Origin of the sequence: Gillisia sp. CAL575 (genome assembly GCF_000403785.1) — a bacterium.
Lineage (GTDB): Bacteria > Bacteroidota > Bacteroidia > Flavobacteriales > Flavobacteriaceae > Gillisia.
On the sequence record NZ_APHJ01000022.1, the window covers coordinates 91,763 to 112,968 of the forward strand.

Genomic DNA, 21,206 nt, shown 5'->3' on the forward strand with positions numbered 1-21,206 from the left:
ATCGCAAAAGTTTGAGGTTTTAAATATAAAGCGGCATATTTAAGAAATATATGAAACTCCTTAGATTTCTTAAATATTTTGGTAAAAAGACCCTCTTTCACGGAATTTTGTGGATTGCGGTTCTTTTATTTTTTAGCGTATTTTTTGGAGTAGAAGGAGCAAGTTTCACCACTGTTATTGAGTTTTCGCTGTATCTTCTGCCTATAACTATTTTTACAACTTATACATTTGTCTATTACATTATTCCGAAATTTTTACTGCTTCAGAAATATGTGGATTTTGTACTCTATTCACTGTGCGCTGTTATATTTTCCTGTGTTTATATAATTATTTCCACCTTTTACGGATTGGTTTTTTTATCGAAAATGGATATTGCCGGTAAATTTCCGATTTCCAAAAGTGTGTTTTTTATTATTACCGCTGTGTATATTGTGGTTCTAATAGCTTGTGCCTTTACCCTGCTGAAGAATTATTACGTTACACTTTCTGTTAATAAAGAATTGAATAATTCAATTTTACAGGGTGAATTGCAGATAAAAGAACAGCAACTGAAATATTTAAAAATGCAGATCCATCCTCATTTTTTATTCAACACGTTAAACACCTTGTATGCTTTTGCTCTTCATAAAAATGAAAAGACTCCTGAAATGATTCTCCAATTATCTAATTTACTGGATTACATTATTTATCAAACCCAAAAACCGCAGGTTTTTCTAACTGATGAAATTAAGCACCTGCAGGATTTTATTGAAATGGAAAAGAACCGGTTTCAGGATAGATTAAAAATTAAATTTACCACCGAAGGAATTTCAGAATACACTCAAATTCCACCTATGTTATTTTTACCATTTTTAGAAAACAGCTTTAAACACGGCAAAGATGAAAACGGCAATCTTATCATTGATATTAAAATCAATCAGGATAAAACCGATTTATCATTCGAAATTATAAATTCTAAAGGTTTGATAAAAAAGGAAGATATATCTATTGAAAGCGAAAATGGAATTGGATTGGAAAATGTAAAACAGAGACTGGATCTTTTATTTAAAGATAAATATGCCTTGAAGATTACTAACCAGCTAGCGCAGTTTAAAGTTAATCTGAAACTTCAGCTAAAAGAACAATGATGAAGGATAAAATTAAATGTATACTGGTAGATGATGAGCCTATGGCAATCGATATTTTAAAAACGCATCTTTCAAAAATTGAAAAGGTCAAAATCATTGGTACTTGCAACAATGCTACTGAAGCTTTTAATATTATTGGTAACGAGCAGATTGATTTAATCTTCCTAGATATCAATATGCCGGGCATCTCAGGAATTTCCTTTGCGAAATCTATACACAGTTCTATCAAAATTATTTTTACCACCGCATATAGAGAGTATGCCATAGACGGTTTTAATCTACACGCAGTAGATTATTTATTAAAGCCTATATCCTATGAGCGTCTACTTGATGCGCTGAATAATTTTTCTGAAACTTATAATCATCTAAGCAACTCAAAAATTCAGAAAGAAGAGCTACCTCCATTTATTTTTATAAGAGTGGATAGAAGAATGGTGAAGTTAATATTTGGAGAAATCCTATACATAGAAAGTTTAAGCGATTATCTAAAGATCCATCTTCTAAAAGGCGGAAACTTAGTGATTAGGGAAACCATTACAAATATTAGCGAAAAACTACCTAGCAAGCAATTTTTCAGAATTCATCGGTCCTTTATTATCAACATAAATGAAATTGAATCCTTTAGTAATGAAGAGGTAATTATTAGAAGTAATTCCCTTCCAATAAGTAGAAGTTATAAGGAGCAAGTGCATAATTATCTGAATAGTTTCAAATAAAAAAACCCTAACAATCAAAGATCAATAGGGTTTTTTTATTAAATAGAGCTTAGCCCTTAGATGTGCATTGCTCTATCATTTGCTGCCATGGCCGCTTCCTTCACAGCTTCAGCGTATGTTGGATGTGCATGACTCATTCTTGCTATATCTTCAGCAGAAGCTCTAAATTCCATTGCTGTTACCGCTTCAGCTATAAGATCGGCTACGCGAGCTCCAATCATATGAACTCCTAATACCTCATCGGTCTTAGCGTCTGTTAAGATCTTCACAAACCCATCGGTATCTCCACTGGCACGAGATCTACCTAAGGCTCTCATTGGGAATTTCCCTTCTTTATAATCTATACCAGCATCCTTCAATTCTTCTTCAGTTTTACCAACTGCAGAAACTTCCGGCCACGTGTAAACAACACCTGGAATAAGGTTATAATTAATATGTGGTTTTTGCCCTGCGATCAATTCAGCAACCATAGTTCCTTCCTCTTCCGCTTTGTGAGCTAACATTGCTCCACGCACAACATCACCAATTGCATAAATATTCTTCACATTGGTTTGTAAATGATCGTTCACTTCTATCATTCCGCGTTCTCCCATTTTCACTCCTGCTGCATCTGCATTCAATCCATCTGTGAAAGGTCTACGTCCTACAGAAACCAGGCAGTAATCTGCCTTGAATTCTACCTCGTTCCCTTTTTTATCATCTGCCTTTATCGTGATCTCATCTCCATTACGCTCTACAGATTTCACTTTATGACTCGCATTGATCTTCATTCCCTGCTTCTTGAGAACTTTATTAAGTTCTTTTGAAAGCGCAGAATCCATAGTTGGGATAATTCTATCCATAAACTCTACTACAGTAACTTCAGATCCAAGTCTTTTATAAACCTGACCTAATTCTAATCCAATTACTCCTCCTCCAATAACAACCAGATGTTTTGGGATTTCCTTAAGTTTTAAAGCTTCAGTTGAAGTAATTACTCGCTCTTTGTCCAAATTGATAAATGGCAAATTAGATGGTTTAGAACCCGTCGCGATAATAGTATGTTTTGCTTCTAAAGTTTCTTGTCCGCCTTCAGTTTTATCTACAAGTATATGAGTTGCATCTTTAAAAGAACCAACTCCCTCAAAAACATCTACTTTATTTTTATCCATCAAGAATTTCACACCGTCGCAAGTTTGAGATACCACAGTAGATTTCCTGCTCATCATTTGCTCTAAATTCACCTTAACCTCTCCAGTGATCTCAATTCCATGCTCTTCAAAATGCTTAACCGCATCATCATAATGGTGTGAAGAATCTAATAAAGCTTTACTTGGAATACAACCTACATTTAAACAAGTTCCTCCTAAAGTGGAATATTTTTCAATGATCGCAGTTTTCATTCCTAACTGTGCGCAACGTATGGCAGCCACATATCCTCCGGGACCAGATCCAATTATTACTACATCATATGTACTCATAAGTGTGTTTTTTATTTTTTGTCAAAAATCGATTACAAAACTACGACTATTATACACAATGTCCAATCGCAGCATGCGCCGTTTTAAGAATTTTCATGCTCATAATGCTATAGCCGTGGTACTTTTAACCGAACTAATTAAAAAGGTACTTTGAGTACTGCCAATATGTTCCAGACTTGTAAGTTTATTCAATAGAAATTCTCTGTATGCTTCCATATCTTTAACTAAGACTTTCAAGATATAATCGTATTCTCCACTCACATGATAACATTCCAAGACTTCGTTTAGTTGTGCTACTTCCTTTTCGAATTTAATAACATAAGCCTTGGTGTGTTGCACCAGTTTGATCTGACAAAAGACCATAAAAGATTTATCAACTTCCGCAGGTTCCACTAAGGCAACATAACTGGAGATCACCATATTACGCTCCAACTTTTTAATGCGCTCAAAAATGGCAGTTACAGATAAGTTTAATTCTGAAGACAACATTTTGTTAGTGATCTTGCTATCAATTTGGAGTTTCTGAAGGATTTTTTTATCTATTTCATCTAAGATCATATAGATTTTTTTTCGGTTTCTAAATCTGAATTTATTAAATTTTAAACTAAAAATCTAATTAAATTAAATATTAATGAATTTTAACCTGAATTAAGTTTCATCTATTGACTAATAATCTGTTTAATCTTAGTTTTATTTAAATATAACAAATCAACTATCATGAAATATAAGCCAGCAAATCACATTCAGGACCTTCAATATTTTGGAGAATTTGGAGGAGTTAATCCTTCTATTTCCGATTCTTCTACCTACACTTTTCTTTCTGCCAAGACCATGTTCGACACCTTCGAAGGAAATCAAGATGGATGTTATTTATATTCCAGGCACTCTACACCTTCTAACCTTTACCTAGGGGAAGCCTTAGCTGCTATGGAAGGAACCGAGACTGCAAATGTAGCAGCATCTGGAATGGGAGCAATTACTGGTGCACTTTTACAACTTTGTAAGGCAGAAGACCATATCGTTTCCAGCAGAACAATTTATGGTGGAACGTATGCCTTTCTAAAGAATTTTACTCCTAGATTTAATATACAAACCAGCTTTGTAGATATTACTAAACTAGAAGCTGTTGAAGCCGCTATCACTCCAAATACTAAAGTGTTGTATTGTGAGTCTGTCAGTAATCCTTTGTTGGAAGTAGCAGATATCGCAGGACTTTCAAAGATCGCTAAGAAGCATGGGCTAACACTTATTGTAGATAACACGTTCTCTCCGCTTTCTATTACTCCAACCGAGTTAGGAGCAGATGTGGTAATTCATAGTTTAACTAAATTCATAAACGGTAGCAGTGATACTGTGGGTGGTGTGACTTGTGGGTCTCAGGAATTCATCAACTCATTAAGAAGTGTAATAGATGGAGCTAATATGTTGTTAGGTCCAACGATGGACAGTTTGCGTTCGGCTTCGATCCTTAAGAACATGAGAACTTTGCATATAAGAATGAAGCAACACAGTAAAAATGCGCTATTCTTAGCTGAAAAATTTGAAGCTGATGGCTTTAGAACCGTTTATCCTGGATTACCTTCGCACCCGAGTCATAAACTTTTCAAGTCTATGATGAATGAGGATTACGGATTTGGAGGAATGTTAACTATAGATGTGGGAAGTCTGGATAAGGCAAATGAACTTATGGAATTAATGCAGGAACGAAATCTTGGATATCTTGCGGTTAGTTTAGGCTTTTACAAAACCTTATTCAGTGCTCCGGGAACCTCTACTTCCTCTGAAATTCCTGCAGATGAACAATTTGAGATGGGACTTACAGATGGACTAATTAGATTTTCTATAGGATTAGATAATGATATTGAACGTACTTATAAAATGATGAAAGATTGTATGGAAACCGTTGGACTATTGGAAAACATTGGCGTAAACTAAAAGTTTTTATGAATAAAAAAGAATGCCTAGTAGAATGAATTTTCTATCAGGCGTTTTTTTTATGGAGAATTTTTACCTTAGAGACTTATTAAAATCATACTCATTATGAAATCTATTAATTCTTATATAGACCACACCCTGCTTAAATCTACTGCGACTATAGAAGACATCACCGCTTTGTGTAATGAAGCCAAGACTTATAAATTCTTTTCAGTATGTATTAATGGGTAATACGTGCCATTGGCGGAAGAGCTTTTAAAGAATTCTCCAGTCAAGATTTGTACTGTAGTGGGATTTCCTCTAGGAGTTATGTCTTCAAGATCGAAAATATTTGAAGCAGAAGATGCTATCGGATATGGAGCAGATGAAGTTGATATGGTAATGAACCTTGGTCTTCTGAAATCTAAAAAATTGAAATTGTTAGAAACTGAAATAGCTTCAGTTAAAAATATTATAGGAATAAAAATATTGAAAGTTATTATTGAAACCTGCTATCTTACTTCTGAAGAAATAAGCGTAGCTAGTAAAATAGTTGAAAATGCTGGTGCAGATTATGTAAAGACGTCCACTGGTTTTGGTCCTAAAGGAGCCAGCTTAGAAGTGGTTTCAGAAATAAAAGCATCTATCTCCTCTAAAATGAAGATAAAAGCCTCTGGCGGGATTAAAGATTATTTAACTGCTAAATCATATATAGACCTTGGAGTATCCCGAATTGGAACTTCCTCGGGTATTGCCATTCTTAATGGAGAAAATAGTTTATTATAATTTCTGTGTGTTTGGTTGAAGATTCAGAAAGGCTGAACGCTAATAAACACATCGATATTATGCTGCAACTAAACTTACAGAGTTTCAGCATTTTTCTGAAATTTTAATTAGATTCTAAGCTTATTTTAAATTTACATAATTATTTCAAGAGAATGAAATGCATAAAAGCTCATATCAAATTTTAAAAACTAATTTACAATTCCCTTCAGAAAAGCCTTGATTTTATCCTTTATAAATTCCTAAATTCCTTCAGCAAGAAGACTTGAAATATTAGGGTTGCAAAATATGTGTTAAAATCGTAACATTACGAACCAAAAAATAAATCTTAATGGAAGGCTCTACGAATCACCAAGAAAACGACCCTATACTTGTAAACCCAGAATTGAATATCTGGGAAGCACTTATCCCAGTATTTTGTTTAATTGGAATGCTTGCATTTAATGTTTTTGTGTTTGGAGATGATGCACTTAGCGGATCTAACCAATTTATACTATTACTTGGAGGGGCAATTGCTGCAATTGTAGGAGTTTTTAATAAGGTGAAGTTTGATACCATGATAGATGAGGTTGCCAATAATGTACAAAGTACGGCTGGAGCAATTCTTATTTTGCTTATGGTGGGCTCGCTAGCCGGGACCTGGATGGTTAGCGGGATTATCCCAACAATGATCTATTACGGACTTCAAATATTAAATCCTACCATATTTTTACCTGCTACGGTTATTATATGTTCTATTATCTCAGTTGCCACAGGTAGTAGTTGGACAACATCGGCTACCGTAGGTATTGCTTTAGTAGGAATTGCAAATGCCTTGGATATCTCTGTTGGAATGACAGCAGGAGCGATACTTTCCGGAGCTTATTTTGGAGATAAAATTTCTCCTTTAAGTGACACTACCAACCTTGCACCCGCAATGGCAGGAACAGATTTGTTTACACACATTAGATATATGTTGCTTACTACGGTACCAACCATAGTGATCACCATAATTATTTTTATCATCATCGGGCTTAATCTGGACGTATCTGGTTCTACCGATACTTCAGCCATTTTAAATACTATAGAATCTACATTCACCATAACACCTTGGCTATTTGTTATCCCGGCGATCGTTATATTCCTTATCGTAAAGAAGACCTCTCCACTTATCGCCTTATTAATTGGGACTCTTTTGGGAGCTGCGGCAGCTGTGATCTTTCAACCAAATATATTAGCGCAGATCTCTGGTGTAGAAAATTTAGATTTTATTTCGGGGTACAAAGCCATTATGAATTCTATGACGGTAGATACCGCTATTGTAACCGACAATGAAACGCTGAATGACTTGTTTTCTTCAGGAGGAATGTCCGGGATGTTGGGAACCATTTGGTTAATCCTTTGTGCAATGGTCTTTGGGGGAATTATGGAGGCTATAGGTGCTTTGGCAAGAATTAGTTCTGCTTTGCTTAATCTCTTCCATACTACATTTGGACTATTTGCCAGTACAGTATTTAGTTGTTTGGCACTGAATGTAACTGCATCAGACCAATATCTTGCAATCGTGGTCCCTGGAAAAATGTTTGCAAAAGCCTATAAAGATAAAGGCTTAGCACCCGAAAACTTAAGTAGAACCTTAGAGGATTCAGGAACTGTAACTTCCGTTCTTGTGCCTTGGAATACTTGTGGAGCATACCATAGTGGAGTATTGGGAGTACCAACTTTAAGTTATGCTGGTTATGCTTTCTTTAATTATTTAAGTCCATTCATGACCCTATTGTTTGCTGCTTTCAGCATAAAAATAAAAGAATTAAACACACAAACGGCTAAGGCTTAACCCCCTACAGCATAGATAATAGAATTAATCTATTGTAATTTTAAATTACAATAGTCAAAATTTATAACGAGATAAGAAATTAAAATTTCAATAGCCCGCTCTTGCGGGCTATTTTAATATTTTTGCACCAGAAATTAATAACAATAAAATATAATTAATATGTCAATAGTAGGAAAAAAGTTCCCAGATTTAAGTGTAAATGCAATGAATGATATGGGTGACACCTTCAAACTAAATATTCTTGAAGAAGCTCAAAAAAGCAATAAAAAAGTATTATTGTTCTGGTACCCAAAAGATTTCACTTTTGTTTGTCCAACAGAATTACATGCATTTCAAGCTGCACTAGGAGATTTCGAAAAAAGAAATGTTATGGTAATTGGAGCCTCTTGTGATACTCCAGAAGCACATTTTGCATGGTTAAATACTCCTAAGGATAATGGAGGAATTGAAGGGATTACATACCCAATTCTTGCAGATTCTAATAGAAATCTTAGTTCTCAACTTGGTATTTTAGACATCACTAACGAAGAGTATAACGAAGAAACTGGAGCAGTAACTGTAGAAGGTGATAATGTAACTTATCGTGCAACTTACTTAATAGATGAAGAAGGAACTGTATTTCATGAAGGTGTTAACCATATGCCACTTGGAAGAAACGTACAGGAGTTCCTTAGGTTAGTAGATGCCTACACTCACGTACAGGAAAAAGGAGAAGTTTGTCCTGCAAATTGGGAAGAAGGAAAAGAAGCTATGACGGCAGATCGTAAAGGTGTGGCTTCATATTTAAGCTTAAACTAAAAAAACAAATCATGGTAAAGGAATTAGAACAAGATAATCTGCAGGAGATCATCGCTGAAAATGGTACTGTAATGGTACAGTATATGGCCGGATGGTGTGGTAACTGTAGAGTGATGAAGCCAAAATTTAAAAAATTGGCTGGAGAGAATGAAAACGCTACATTTTTAATGGTAGATGCAGAAAAATTTCCTGAATCTAGAAAAATGGCAAATGTTGATAATTTACCAACCTTTGCCGCTTTTAAAGACGGAAAATTAGTGAACCAAGTTCAAACCAATAAATTTGAACTACTAAAAGACCTAGTAAATGAAGTTACCAGTAATTAAACATTTGCAACGTAACAATGATGCTGAAAAACTTCAAAATACAATAGATGTATTAGAAAGTTTTACAGAGCACAGATCTGTGACTGATGAGGAAATGGATGTGATTGGTGAGTTGCTTACTAATTTATGTGGTGCCGTAGAAGTACATCAAATGATTAAAAACGGTGATTCTGAAATGGATGCTGCCAACAATTTCGTTAAAAAAGTGATGGGTTCTATAGACCGATAATAAATAAGATTATTTATTAAAGAAGGCTGATTTAAATATTAAATCAGCCTTCTTTGTTTTATGATAATTTTAGTAAAACCCCATTCCATATACATTAAATTTAGCTTTTATAACAAAAGACACGGGATTTATGCCACAGATAACTTTAAGAGAGAATAAGATTACCACTTATGGTAATTTACCTGAAACGGGAGAAAAAGCACCATATTTTGAATTGATCCGATCAGATATGTCCAAAGCAAATTTAAATGATTTCAAGGGCAAAAGAGTGATTATGAATATTTTTCCAAGTATAGATACCAATGTTTGTGCTACCTCTGTAAGAAACTTTAATGAACGTGCTACAGGTTTAAAGAATACTGAAGTTCTTAGTATCTCTAGAGATTTACCATTTGCTTTAAAGCGCTTTGTAGATGATGAAGGATTAGACAAAGTAACAAACCTATCTGACTTTAGACAAGGGGATTTTGGAAAAGATTACGGCGTAGAAATGATGGATGGCCCCCTAGAAGGCTTGCTTTCCCGAGTTGTAATAGTTTTAGACGAAGAAGGAAAAGTAATACATAGTCAGCAAGTTCCTGATATATCTCAAGAACCGGATTATCTTGCGGCCTTAAAATCGTTGTTATAGTGAAGAACAGTTATCTGGGAAAAAGAATACGTGGTGGAGGTTACGCTATTAAAGGAGCATGGATCTTACTAAAAACAGAACCAAGTATACAAGTACAAGCAATAATCTCTATTGTGGTTTGTATCGCTGGTTTTTATTTTAATATAACAAAGACTGAGTGGATATTTCAAGTTTTAGCTATTGGAATAGTGCTAAGTACGGAGGGTCTTAATAGTTCAATAGAAGGAATTGCAGATTTTGTTCATCCAGATTTTCATAGTAAAATTGGATACATCAAGGATGTTGCTGCTGGAGCTGTTCTTTTTGCTGCACTTACAGCGGTTGTAATTGCTTGTTTTATATACCTCCCTTATATATTTCCAACTTTATTTAGTTAGAAATAAGTTGGGTTAGGTTTAGGTTCTTAGAGTTCTTAATTATACGAACATAGCCATTAAGCTGCCACCAATAGCTCCCGAACTTACACCCGTAATTATTCCTAAGACAGGAACTCCAATTACACCACCTAAAATAAATCCAATGCATAATCCTAATATGCAGCCTATGGATAACCCAATAAAAATGTGAAGTTTATTCTTGTAAAATTTTTTCATAATCAAATAAATAATATAAATAAAGGGGTTGGTTAATCCTTTAATTAATACTACTAGATCACTTAATAAATCTTAGGGAATAATTTATTCTTGGGGAGACCTCAAAATAGTAAACAAAAGTGAATTCCATTAATTCATCTTTAAAAAAATCTCGAAGGAAGGGCATTCGTGAATTGAAGTTTAAAATTAGTTTAATTATTTTACCTAACAAAACACAATCAATTATTTTAAAGAGATTTGCTAAAACAAACACTACTCTTTATTCCTAGATATTGGCCGTAATTTTTGGAGATCTCATAGCCAGTCTTAATATATAGGCCAATCGCGTCTTTAAAACTTCCCCCTGTCTCTAAGATACATGTATTATATCCTAACTCTTTAGACCATTCCTCTAATTCTTTGAGCACCCTAGAAGCAATCATCTTACCACGAGCTTCTGGCAAGACGAACATTCGTTTAATTTCTGCTTTTTCTCTATCAAACATTTTTATTGCTCCACAACCTACAGCATCTCCATTATCATAAGCGACTATAATATGATTAATGGTATCTATTTTATTGAATTGATCAAAAAAGGCGTGTTCATCTCCATCCCTAATTGTTAATTCCATATCTAAAATTTTATTTAAATAATTAAAATCTGGATCTTTTGAAGTGGTTCTTTTTAACTCGATCATGTTTTCATTTTAAAGTAATAATGCTAACTATATTTATTTCATTTTGTAAGAGCATCATCTAAATAATTGAATTCCCATACATAAAGCAATAAGGCATCCTTAGTATTAGGTAACCTAATTTCTTTTTCAAACCTAAGATCAAGTTTTTCCAGTAATTTTTGAGAACCTATATTGTTTCTATTAGTTATAGCGCTTAACTTATCCAGTTTAAAATCCTTTAAAGCCACCTCTTTAATTTTAAAAGCACTTTCAAAGGCATAACCTAAGCCTTCATATTGTGGTAAGAATGCAAATCCAATATCGATACCCTCTACTCCTTCCCTATCATACAATCCGCAACACCCAATTTTCAAATCATCAGATTTTCTAAAGACCGTGAAATTACCATATCCATTCTTTTTAATCACTGGTAATATTGTATTTTGGATATATGCTTCAGCATCTTCAATATTTCGAATATTTCTATCTCCAATAAATTGGCTCCATTTGGGTGTATTCAGCAATTCAAAAATAAAATCAGCATCTTCCAAAGTGGTTTTCTTAATTATTAACCGAGCGGTTTCGTATATTAAAGATTGATTCATTTAAAAAAGGATATCAGCTAAAGCTCTAAAGTTTAAAGTTACTTCTTATTTTCCTAAGGTCTTTCTATTCCAATTAGTAGGTTCTGCGGCATTAGTGTAAGTGCTTTGTAAAATGATAGTATCATATTAGAAGGATCTTCAAATTGTTGCACAACCTTATAAGGTAAGCTCAATTTGTGCAATAGTAAATCCCCAATTAATTAATCTCAAATTCTAACTGCTTATTATTTTCAAGTGCTCTTCTATCCATTTCTATTCCAATAACAAGACCTATTGCCATGCCAATTGGAAGTCCTAAGGCGAAAGCGGATATATTATCTAAAATGGAGGTAAAAACTACACCTAAAGAAACTCCAAAAACTAACATTCCAAGAGCTGACCAAAGATTGCGATAATAATTTTTAGGAACAATCTCTAGATCGTTGAGAAGTGAATTGAGGACTTTCTTTTTGACCGATTTCACGTAGAAGTATAACTTTAAATGATGATCTAAAACATCATTTAAGCGTTCTATTTCCTGATTCATTTCCACGACCACTTCGGGAGGTAAATCTCTGTGTTGTAATTCCTGAACAAGCTGTTCAAGCAATGCATATTCCTTACTTATCGCTTTTTTCTTATCCGAAAAAAAACGGGTCTTTAAGCCTTCTAGTTCCATTCTCTAAAATTTTATCACTGTACTTGCAAATAAATTGTAGGGAACTCATTATTGCTTTAATTATAAGACGCCATATTAATTTTTTGTTACTGATTAATTTTTACTTTTTTCTAAAAAAAATATATTCTATTCTAAATTACTTTAGGATTTTAAAAGTACAGAAAAAACAATTACAAGTTATGCTTTAAGGCATAGACATCATTTGTGATAATATCTATAAATTCTTTTTTGTAAAATCATTTAATCCAAATCCCTAATGGAGTCCGATAGGAAGTATCAAAGCGACCATTAACAAAAAAGAGATGCTTTAAATCTCGTTTTACAATTTTCATGATCTTAAAGATTTTGGTTTCTTAAGTTTATAATTTAAATTCTAAACCTAAATTAAAAACTGAAGATTTTAGATTATTATCTCTTTCATTTAAACCTCGAAAATATCTAGCTGATAGTGTCAAATCTTCAGATATTTTATACCCTGTTCCTAGATTTAATCCATATTCAAACTTATCATAATCAAAATTATTTGGGTCATTGGGATCTTCTCTTTCTATAGGAATATCTGGGCTAAGATAATTTCCTTCAGCTTTATATTTTCGATCTACTAAATATCCTAATTGTGGTCCTGCTTCTACAAAGTACTTCTCTGTAAAGTAAAACCTTATTTCAAGAGGAAGTATTATTGTAAGATCACTCACCTTAGATTTAAAATCGAAAAGAACTGGACTACTACCGAACCCACCCTGAGTTTCAACATCTTCAATTACTAATCGAGTTCCTTGCATTGCTAGGAGTAATTCGGGTTGAAGCTCAAATTTTTCAGAGATTCTAATATTTAAAAAACCACCCGCATAATACCCTATCTTTCTCTTGTAATCACCCAATTCATTTCCGTAGAACAGAGGGTTGGGAGTAAATTGAGCAAAATTCGCTCCTGCTTTTAACCCAAATTCAAGTGTATTAGATTGAGCTGATACATTAAAGGAACTAAGGATTATACTAAGTATTAATACAGTTGTTAATTTTTTCATTTTATAGATTCTGATTTCTTAATAAATTATTTTGTGTACCGTCCTACTTATTCGCTTTCAAAGATCAAAGTTCTTCCATAATCTCCCTTTTCTCCAGCAGCAAATAACATTCTATCTTCATCTAGCCCCATGAGTGATAATGTGAAAACCATATTTGAAACAACATCACCAGATATTTTTCTTCTCACCATATCTATGAATACTAAACCAGATTCTTCATATAAACGGTATTCTGAAGCAGCTATTTCTGAATCTCCATAAAAACAATTTTTCATACCGGCAGTTACTTCAACGATCCCCTCGGGTTTAAAAATATAGGTTTCATCTATGAAACAATCATTATTATTATGCAAATATTCTGGATATCTGCTATAATACCCAACTAAATTCCAGGTTTAAGAGCTGTTATTATGTATTAAGTTTAGATCTTCACTCTTATAGGTATATATAAAGTTGTATCGTCATCCATACTACAACCCATAAATACAAGCATCAATAAAGTGATGATCAGCAGAGATTTTAATTCATTTAGGGACTTGATCATTTTTAGTTTTTTATATTCAAAGTTAATTTCCATGTTTGTTTCTCATTGAGAGTAGACTTTAACTCATCTTATGCTTTTGCCACTTTTTTTGTGTTCTTTGTGATGTAAAAGCTTATTAAGAAGTAAGAGAAAATCAAAAGCAATAACTCATAGCTATTTTTCATCTCAAACGAATCCTGTGCATAAAATATCGCAGATAAGGAATCGAAAATCACAACAACAACTCCAAAGCCTAAACACTCAATTAATTTTTGAATTCTAATTTTTTGAATATGTGAAGATTCATTTTTCTCTTTAGAGAATACGAATGCAATTATTGATAAAAGAATAAGATCTTTCAGAACCCAATTCAGTCTGATTTCCTCTAGATTTATGAAATCTGATAATGGAGCTGAAAAAACAAGACCAAGAATTAAAAAAAGCAAAATTGGCAACACGATTTTTCTTATGGAATTGGAGAGTAGTTTTTCGTTCATTTTCTTTTTTAAATATGAGTTTCTTTCAGGCTTCTAAATTTACCTATTAATGACTTAAATTATAAAAGGCTTCTCCAATCGCTTTGCCAAATAAATATATGAACCCAATGCTAAAAATGGCTGCATATATTCTTATAAATAATTTTCTAGCTCTTATAGACTTAGTGGTTTTTATACTGGTATAAGCTGCCAGTCCAAAAACGATGCAGATAAAATAATTCATAATGGATTGTAAGTGAATATTCGCTGTATTGGTAGGGATTTACTCAGAATGTTACAACAAATTACCCTTTTTATCCTTTCTAATAAGCATTAATTGCAGTGATTTTATATAAGGATCGAAGTGAATATCAATATCGAATAGTTTAATACTTACAGAATCTTAAATAGACTTCGAACATATTCTCCATTTTAAAATCCAACCTAAGATAAGCTTACAATATCTTTACGCTTATAACTACCTATTTCTTTCTACAAGATCTTTTCCTTTAAAGTAGCTAGTAACTATTGCATGGGAATTCTAAAAATAAAAAGATCGCGAAATAGAAGGTTTCAAATCAAAACTAATATTTTTGAGAAATCAAGCAGGTAAGATACCTAAGGCATCTATAATAATTACAAATAGAAATAGGAGCACAAAGGTTAATACCAATCCAAGCAACGAGATCCCGATGATCCTTCCCCATCCAAACTCTTCACCTCCAGATTCCACATGAGCTAACATACTTGGACCTTGGTAATATTTAGAATAAAGATAGGCTGCCATTGTATAGGTAACAGGAATCACAATTGCTGGAAAATTTTCAAATTTTGGAATAAGAAGACCCAAAGAAAATATTAAAATAGTTAATGGAATGGTATAGGTCCATGTTGTCTTTGCATTTTCAGGATCGTTAAAGGCTTTATAATTCTCTGCTATAAAATACCCAGCTATTAAGGGTCCACCCACAAAAGAACCTACCCAAATGGCTCTTTCCTTATAAATTTTATCTTTTGGTGTAGAAGTTTCTCCTAGCTTATCCATGTATTTATTTGAAAGAAATTAAAGTTTACAAGATTATTTCCAATTAGGCGAAACCAGTAAACTTAAAGGCGGCAAAAATAAGAATAAATTGTAGAAATCTATGCTTATATCTTCAGCTAAACTTTTTAGATATCCCAATAATTATAAGACTTCCGCCTGAGCCCATAATAGCTCCTATCCAAAATCCATATGTGCTTTTATCTACCAGATAATGAGCAGCAATTCCTGCAAATAAAATTATAATTCCGAGTACTATTAATTTATTCATTTTGTGCATATAATTAAAAAATCAAAAAACTACTTTCAACTCTGTGTAGACTTAAATTGTATCTTATAAAATACATACAGAAAAAAGAGAAAGAAGATAAAGTCATTTATTCCATAAACGGAATAGAATATACCTGCAAACAGATCTTTTTCATAAACATCTATCACATTATTATTAATCATCCACAATAACCAAGCGACCACGTAAATAAACTTTTCAATCACAACGGTAGCAACTACCCATTTCGCACTTCTATAATTGAATGCCAAGGCAATGTATAAAAAACCCCAAACTATAATCATTAATAACCCGAAATTAGACATTACCACAGGGTCTTGTTCAGGAATAACTTCATTTGTGAAAAACCTTGATAATATTAAAACTGCTACAATATTCATGAGCCCCGCAGCTATAAATCCTTTACGTAATGTTTTTTCAGTCATATTTTATTGATCTAAATTCAAGTTTGCTCATTCAAAATCTTAAATTCTATTAATATCGAAAGATAACTCAAAATTTGGCTTATACTTTAATACTCTATAATGATTATAATTTGACCATTCGATTAGTTGAAATTAGAAAATTTCTCATCATTAATTTTTAAAACATTGAATCTGGCGGCTAACCTAATATGATTTTAAGCTTCAATTGTGTCTGCTATAGAGAGTAAAATTAGATAAGTTATATCTACCAAAAACTCTCCAAGCCTTATGTTAACTTTATCTTAAAAATTAAACTTGAAATTTTGTGATTTCTTTCAGAATATTAGTAGTTTTGGCAAAGGGACAATCTGATTAGATTGCTGAAAACCAAGCTTTAAAATAAGTAAATATTTGGAATAAATAATTTACTATCCGTTATAGAATAAAATAAACGTAAGAGAACTCCCTAAGAATTTTAACATTTCTTTTAGATATTATCCATGAGACTAATACTAATCATAGTAGCGATCTGCACTCTTAATATTTCTTGTTCCGATGATAAAGCTCCTATGGAGAAAATTACAGAGGAAAGTGACTATCTTTTAGAATCCATTGCTCCCGAATTATCAGGGTTAAATTTCAGTAATAATATTACTGAAGACGCGGAACATTCTATTATAAATTATATCTACTATTACAACGGTGCAGGGGTGGCAGTTGGAGATGTAAATAACGATGGTCTGCCCGACCTTTATTTCGTGGGAAATTCTATCCCCAATAAACTATACCTGAATTTGGGTGATTTTAAGTTTGAGGATATCACAGAGAAGGCCGAGGTTGCCGGGAAAGCTAGCTGGCAAACCGGGGTTACTATGGTGGATATTAACCAAGATGGCTGGATGGATATTTATGTGAGTGCAGTATCCAACCTTTTGGATTTTACCGGTCATAATGAATTATATATTAATAACCAGGATGGGACCTTTACTGAGTCTTCTGCAGATTATGGCTTAGATATAGCGTCTTATGCAACCCAGGCTTATTTTTTTGACTATGACCATGATGGTGACCTAGATGTTTATATTGTCAATCATAGTGTACACACAACTTATTCTTACGGCCCTGCCGAAACCCGAAATGACAGAAAGCCACTGGTTGGCGATTTACTACTTAGGAATAATAATGGAAAATTTGAGGATGTAAGCGAGATCGCCAATATATATGGGGGTGCAAACAACTATGGTCTCAGCGCTAGTCTAGCCGATTTTAATAAAGACGGGTGGACAGATATTTATGTTTGTAATGATTTTCATGAGAACGATTACTATTATATAAATAATCAGGATGGCACATTCACAGAAAAGGTAGACGAAGCATTTTCTATTATAAGCAATTTCTCCATGGGCAGTGATGCAGCCGATATAAATGCTGATGGACTGCCGGATTTGATAACTTTAGATATGCTTCCGGAAAAGGAGCGTATCCTAAAGGAGACTGAAGGTGATGATGCACTCTATTTCATTCAGCAACGTCTTAGAAAATTGGGATATAAAGACCAATTTGCCCGTAATATGCTCCAAATAAATCACAACGATGGTAAGTTATTCACTGAAAAAGCATTGATGGATGGCGTGGCAGCTACCGATTGGAGTTGGGCCGCATTGTTTGCCGATTTCAACAATGACACACACCAAGATCTTTTTATAACCAATGGGATCTTGCGTCGTCCTAATAGCCTAGACTTTAAGAAATATGTGGCGAGTGCTTTCAAAGGCAGAAACCAGAATGATGGTTTAGCCTGGCTATTCAAATCTATTGACAGTATGCCAAGCGGCAAGGTTTCAAATAAGATCTTTGAAGGAAATTCAGTAACTTTTAATAACCGTTCAGGGAAATGGTTAAATGATGAGCCAAGCCTCTCAAATGGTGCTGCCTATGCAGACTTGAATTTGGACGGTAATTTAGATCTGGTATTAAATAATCTTAACGGAACTGCCTCCATTTATAAGAACATCAATCCATCTCCTTCCAATTATATTTCATTTAAACTTAATTATCTCAAACCTAATCTCAATGGAATTGGGACAACTATAAATTTATACGCTGGTCAAAAATTACAGTCTAAGAGTTTATACAAATCCCGCGGGTTTTTATCGGGTATGACAGATCAATTACATTTTGGATTGGGTAAAAATAATGCTATAGATTCTGTGGTAGTGATATGGCCAAATCTTAAAAAACAGGTTCTTACCAACCTGGAATCCAACCGCCTGCAAGAGGTTAATTATGTTCAGGATTTAGAAGATAATAGTTTTCGGGCAGCAAAACCAGGCAAGGCAGCCTTTCAAAAAACAGATCAAATGGAATTCCAGCATCAGGAAGACCTATACAATGACTTCCTAAACGAAAAGCTTATTCCTTATAAAGTTTCCACTATGGGTCCTGCAGTAGCTGTTGGAGATGTGACGGGGAATGGATTTGATGACCTATATATAGGAAATGCAGCAGGGAAACCTGCAAAGTTCTATTTGAATAACGGTAATGAATTGGTGCTAACTCCCATAAAAGTTTTTTCAAATGATAGTATTTATGAGGATAACACAGCGGTTTTCTTTGATGCAGATGGGGATGGAGACCAAGATCTCTATGTTGGTAGCGGTATAAGTAAACGAGGTGATGCAAATTATTTAGACAGATTATATCTTTTTGAACAGGGAACATTTAAAAGAACCCCAAGTTCTATTCCTGATAATAAATTAGTTACGACAGTTGTAAAGGCTAATGATTTTGATCTCGATGGAGATATAGATCTTTTTGTTGGTAATCTCACAGAATCTAAGCATTTTGGATCCTCCGTAAATTCCTATATATTGGTAAATGATGGTAAGGCCAATTTCTCTAAACTTAAATCATTTAAACTTAATTCCAAAGTGAACGATGCTATATGGAAGGATGTTAATGGAGATGGCAGAAGTGACCTTATAGTCGCAACAGAATGGGATGGGCCCAAGTTGTTTTTTAACACAGTGTCCGGCTTTAAACCAAAAGACTTACCATCCAAGCTTAATGGACTATGGCAAAGCGTATTTGTTTCAGATATAGACCAGGATGGCGATGAGGATATTCTACTTGGTAACTGGGGTTTAAATTCCAAGTTCAAGCCTACCCCAATGACACCCCTTAAAATGTATTATTTGGATTTTGACAAAAACGGTAATACCGAAACAGTGATTGCTTATCATAAAAATGGTTCTTATTATCCGTTACATTCCAGAGACGAACTTGCTAGCCAACTTACTATCATTAAAAAGCGCTATGTGAGGAATAAAGATTATGCTCTTAAAACCATGGAAGATATTTTCACACCTTACACCTTAAATGAAGCACAACTTAATGAAGTACATAGTTTTGCATCTGGATATCTCGAAAACAATAATGGAGAATTTTCCAAATTTGTGGAATTTCCGTACCAGCTCCAACTAGCCCCTATCAATTCATTTCAGAAGATTAATGTAAATAATAAAGAACATATCATTGTAGGCGGAAATTCTTATCGAAGTAATAATTACCAGGGCACCTATTCAGCCTTGAAAGGATTTATGTTCAGCAGTCTAGATTCCATTGTTCCGGTAAGTAATTTTGGAATAGATTCCTTTAAGGAGGAGGTAAAGACAATTGAAACTATTAGCATTAGAAACCACAAGATTCTGCTAATTATAAGTAATGATGGCCCAATAAAAACATACAGATATGAGAATTAGAGCCTTTTTTATTCCTATTGCTTTAGGTATAATAACACTTTTACATTATAGCTGTGAACCAAAGGAAGATATTGAAGTAGCGGCGAGAGATTATCACCTTTTGATAGATAAAGTAACAGCAATAATGGTGAACGATATATTTTCTCCTCCCCAAGCGAGCAGAGTTTACGTTTATCCAAATATTGCAGCTTATGAAGCTTTAAATGCACATTCAGGAAGCTATAAGTCTCTTATCCCGCAACTGAATGGTTTCGATAAGAACACTAAAATTAAGGTTCCAGACGCCGATACTAATCTTAAGCTTGCAGCTTTACTGGCCTATATGCAAGTTGCTGAAAAACTGGTTTTTTCTGAAGACGTAATACGTACCTATCGTGATAGTTTAACCAACCAATGGGCAAGTCAAAATCCTGAAAGTCTCAAAAAAGCAGAAGCATATGCTAATGAAGTCTCTGCAAATGTAATTGCTTGGATGGAGAATGATTTATACAGGGAAACTAGAAGCATGCCCGATTATGATTTTTTTAATCAAGATCCGGGAAGATGGCAACCCACCCCTCCCTCTTATATGAAAGGCATAGAGCCTCATTGGGCAAAGATAAGACCAATGGTCATGGATTCGGCTTCACAATTCAAACCTTTACCACCACCAAGCTTCTCACTGGATAAAGCAAGTAAATTTTACCGCGAGTTAAATGAAGTATACCAAATAAGTGAAGCTATTAGGGCAGACGGAAATGACTCCGAGGAGATTGGAATTGCAAGGTTTTGGGATTGCAATCCTTACGTTTCCATTACGAAAGGCCATTTTATGTTCGCCGAGAAAAAAATAACTCCTGGTGCACACTGGATGGGAATTTGTAAAATAGCCTCATTAAAGTCGGGAGCAGATTTTGACCTAACTGTATTGGCATACACCAAGACTTCTATAGCACTCTTTGATGCATTTATAAGTTGTTGGGATGAAAAATATCGGTCTAACCTTATTAGACCTGAAACCCTTATCGCAGAGTATATAGATCCAACTTGGCAACCAATCTTGCAAACGCCACCGTTCCCGGAATATTCCAGTGGGCACTCCGTTATTTCCAATGCAGCTTCGAAAGTTCTCACTTCTATATATGGTGACAACTTCGGATTCGTAGATGATACTGAAGTCCCTTACAAATTACCGGAGAGAACATTCTCGTCCTTTTATGATGCGGCTACAGAAGCAGCTCTAAGCCGATTATACGGTGGGATTCACTATAGGAGTGCTATTGAAGAAGGGGCTACCCAGGGAGAAAATGTTGGGGATTATGTAAACAATAAACTTCAGTTAAATAAAGAGTCATCTAAGACAAAAGATATGATAACTTCTAATCACTAACG

Annotated in this window: 27 protein-coding genes; 13 read left to right on the top strand and 14 right to left on the bottom strand. The window is 34.0% G+C overall.

The window, feature by feature from the left end; genetic code table 11:
* Positions 1-50 precede the first annotated feature (50 nt).
* Together I130_RS06395 and I130_RS06400 are read left to right on the top strand one after the other, a co-directional pair.
* Positions 51-1,127 (top strand): sensor histidine kinase, encoded by a 1,077-nt coding sequence (locus I130_RS06395; RefSeq protein ID WP_034920603.1) that lies wholly within the window; start codon positions 51-53, stop codon positions 1,125-1,127.
* Positions 1,127-1,843, top strand: a complete 717-nt coding sequence (locus I130_RS06400; protein ID WP_034920657.1) for a LytR/AlgR family response regulator transcription factor — start codon at positions 1,127-1,129, stop codon at positions 1,841-1,843. The genes I130_RS06395 and I130_RS06400 overlap by 1 nt, the downstream gene beginning before the upstream one ends.
* Before the next feature lie 56 nt (positions 1,844-1,899).
* On the opposite strand, the gene lpdA is transcribed toward I130_RS06400, so the two are convergent.
* Together lpdA and I130_RS06410 are read right to left on the bottom strand one after the other, a co-directional pair.
* Positions 1,900-3,303: a dihydrolipoyl dehydrogenase gene (lpdA, locus tag I130_RS06405; RefSeq protein WP_034920604.1), complete on the bottom strand. Its 1,404-nt coding sequence runs from the start codon at positions 3,301-3,303 to the stop codon at positions 1,900-1,902.
* Between the two features lie 99 nt (positions 3,304-3,402).
* Positions 3,403-3,861, bottom strand: a complete 459-nt coding sequence (locus I130_RS06410) for an Lrp/AsnC family transcriptional regulator (protein ID WP_034920605.1) — start codon at positions 3,859-3,861, stop codon at positions 3,403-3,405.
* Positions 3,862-4,020: 159 nt separating this feature from the next.
* Here I130_RS06410 and I130_RS06415 point away from each other — a divergent pair, with 159 nt between their 5' ends.
* The 9 genes from I130_RS06415 to I130_RS06450 all read left to right on the top strand — a co-directional run bounded on the left by I130_RS06415 (position 4,021) and on the right by I130_RS06450 (position 10,177).
* Positions 4,021-5,238 carry an aminotransferase class I/II-fold pyridoxal phosphate-dependent enzyme gene (locus I130_RS06415; RefSeq protein WP_034920606.1) on the top strand — a complete coding sequence of 406 codons (1,218 nt, stop codon included), beginning with the start codon at positions 4,021-4,023 and terminating at the stop codon, positions 5,236-5,238.
* A gap of 105 nt (positions 5,239-5,343) precedes the next feature.
* Positions 5,344-5,469, top strand: a complete 126-nt coding sequence (locus I130_RS16930; protein WP_316928445.1) for a hypothetical protein — start codon at positions 5,344-5,346, stop codon at positions 5,467-5,469.
* A gap of 9 nt (positions 5,470-5,478) precedes the next feature.
* A complete protein-coding gene (gene deoC / locus I130_RS06420; RefSeq protein WP_316928446.1) occupies positions 5,479-6,003 on the top strand; it encodes a deoxyribose-phosphate aldolase in 525 nt (174 codons plus the stop codon).
* 328 nt (positions 6,004-6,331) lie between these two features.
* On the top strand, positions 6,332-7,816 hold the full coding sequence (gene nhaC, locus I130_RS06425) for a Na+/H+ antiporter NhaC (RefSeq protein ID WP_034920607.1): 1,485 nt from the start codon (positions 6,332-6,334) through the stop codon (positions 7,814-7,816).
* Positions 7,817-7,975: 159 nt separating this feature from the next.
* Positions 7,976-8,614, top strand: a complete 639-nt coding sequence (locus I130_RS06430) for a peroxiredoxin (RefSeq protein ID WP_034920608.1) — start codon at positions 7,976-7,978, stop codon at positions 8,612-8,614.
* An 11-nt stretch (positions 8,615-8,625) separates the two neighbouring features.
* On the top strand, positions 8,626-8,940 hold the full coding sequence (locus I130_RS06435) for a thioredoxin family protein (protein WP_034920609.1): 315 nt from the start codon (positions 8,626-8,628) through the stop codon (positions 8,938-8,940).
* Positions 8,921-9,169 carry a DUF6952 family protein gene (locus tag I130_RS06440; RefSeq protein ID WP_034920610.1) on the top strand — a complete coding sequence of 83 codons (249 nt, stop codon included), beginning with the start codon at positions 8,921-8,923 and terminating at the stop codon, positions 9,167-9,169. Before I130_RS06435 ends, I130_RS06440 begins: the two co-directional genes overlap by 20 nt.
* A gap of 130 nt (positions 9,170-9,299) precedes the next feature.
* Entirely contained in the window at positions 9,300-9,800 is a 501-nt protein-coding gene (gene tpx, locus I130_RS06445) for a thiol peroxidase (protein WP_034920611.1), read from the top strand.
* The gene (locus I130_RS06450; RefSeq protein ID WP_034920613.1) at positions 9,800-10,177 is read left to right on the top strand and encodes a diacylglycerol kinase family protein; all 378 of its coding nucleotides are present in this window, start codon (positions 9,800-9,802) and stop codon (positions 10,175-10,177) included. Before tpx ends, I130_RS06450 begins: the two co-directional genes overlap by 1 nt.
* Before the next feature lie 39 nt (positions 10,178-10,216).
* On the opposite strand, the gene I130_RS16600 is transcribed toward I130_RS06450, so the two are convergent.
* The 12 genes from I130_RS16600 to I130_RS06490 all read right to left on the bottom strand — a co-directional run bounded on the left by I130_RS16600 (position 10,217) and on the right by I130_RS06490 (position 16,095).
* On the bottom strand, positions 10,217-10,393 hold the full coding sequence (locus tag I130_RS16600; protein ID WP_157480510.1) for a hypothetical protein: 177 nt from the start codon (positions 10,391-10,393) through the stop codon (positions 10,217-10,219).
* 227 nt (positions 10,394-10,620) lie between these two features.
* Positions 10,621-11,070 carry a GNAT family N-acetyltransferase gene (locus I130_RS06455; protein WP_034920614.1) on the bottom strand — a complete coding sequence of 150 codons (450 nt, stop codon included), beginning with the start codon at positions 11,068-11,070 and terminating at the stop codon, positions 10,621-10,623.
* Between the two features lie 38 nt (positions 11,071-11,108).
* Positions 11,109-11,654, bottom strand: a complete 546-nt coding sequence (locus I130_RS06460; RefSeq protein ID WP_034920615.1) for a GNAT family N-acetyltransferase — start codon at positions 11,652-11,654, stop codon at positions 11,109-11,111.
* 196 nt (positions 11,655-11,850) lie between these two features.
* Positions 11,851-12,312, bottom strand: a complete 462-nt coding sequence (locus tag I130_RS06465; protein WP_051119629.1) for a hypothetical protein — start codon at positions 12,310-12,312, stop codon at positions 11,851-11,853.
* Between the two features lie 359 nt (positions 12,313-12,671).
* Entirely contained in the window at positions 12,672-13,340 is a 669-nt protein-coding gene (locus I130_RS06470) for a porin family protein (RefSeq protein WP_034920617.1), read from the bottom strand.
* A 47-nt stretch (positions 13,341-13,387) separates the two neighbouring features.
* On the bottom strand, positions 13,388-13,693 hold the full coding sequence (locus tag I130_RS06475; protein WP_034920619.1) for a hypothetical protein: 306 nt from the start codon (positions 13,691-13,693) through the stop codon (positions 13,388-13,390).
* 68 nt (positions 13,694-13,761) lie between these two features.
* Positions 13,762-13,884 carry a hypothetical protein gene (locus I130_RS16885; RefSeq protein ID WP_262489272.1) on the bottom strand — a complete coding sequence of 41 codons (123 nt, stop codon included), beginning with the start codon at positions 13,882-13,884 and terminating at the stop codon, positions 13,762-13,764.
* A gap of 68 nt (positions 13,885-13,952) precedes the next feature.
* A complete protein-coding gene (locus I130_RS06480; RefSeq protein WP_034920620.1) occupies positions 13,953-14,360 on the bottom strand; it encodes a hypothetical protein in 408 nt (135 codons plus the stop codon).
* Positions 14,361-14,406: 46 nt separating this feature from the next.
* A complete protein-coding gene (locus I130_RS16605) occupies positions 14,407-14,583 on the bottom strand; it encodes a hypothetical protein (protein WP_157480512.1) in 177 nt (58 codons plus the stop codon).
* Between the two features lie 357 nt (positions 14,584-14,940).
* Complete coding sequence (locus I130_RS06485) at positions 14,941-15,384, bottom strand: hypothetical protein (RefSeq protein WP_051119630.1); 444 nt, start codon at positions 15,382-15,384, stop codon at positions 14,941-14,943.
* 112 nt (positions 15,385-15,496) lie between these two features.
* Positions 15,497-15,652 (bottom strand): hypothetical protein, encoded by a 156-nt coding sequence (locus I130_RS16610; protein ID WP_157480514.1) that lies wholly within the window; start codon positions 15,650-15,652, stop codon positions 15,497-15,499.
* A gap of 35 nt (positions 15,653-15,687) precedes the next feature.
* The gene (locus tag I130_RS06490; protein WP_034920621.1) at positions 15,688-16,095 is read right to left on the bottom strand and encodes a hypothetical protein; all 408 of its coding nucleotides are present in this window, start codon (positions 16,093-16,095) and stop codon (positions 15,688-15,690) included.
* 479 nt (positions 16,096-16,574) lie between these two features.
* On the opposite strand from I130_RS06490, the gene I130_RS06495 reads away from it, so the two are divergent.
* Both I130_RS06495 and I130_RS06500 read left to right on the top strand, forming a co-directional pair.
* Complete coding sequence (locus I130_RS06495; RefSeq protein ID WP_034920622.1) at positions 16,575-19,835, top strand: VCBS repeat-containing protein; 3,261 nt, start codon at positions 16,575-16,577, stop codon at positions 19,833-19,835.
* A complete protein-coding gene (locus I130_RS06500) occupies positions 19,825-21,204 on the top strand; it encodes a vanadium-dependent haloperoxidase (protein WP_034920623.1) in 1,380 nt (459 codons plus the stop codon). Before I130_RS06495 ends, I130_RS06500 begins: the two co-directional genes overlap by 11 nt.
* Positions 21,205-21,206 lie beyond the last annotated feature (2 nt).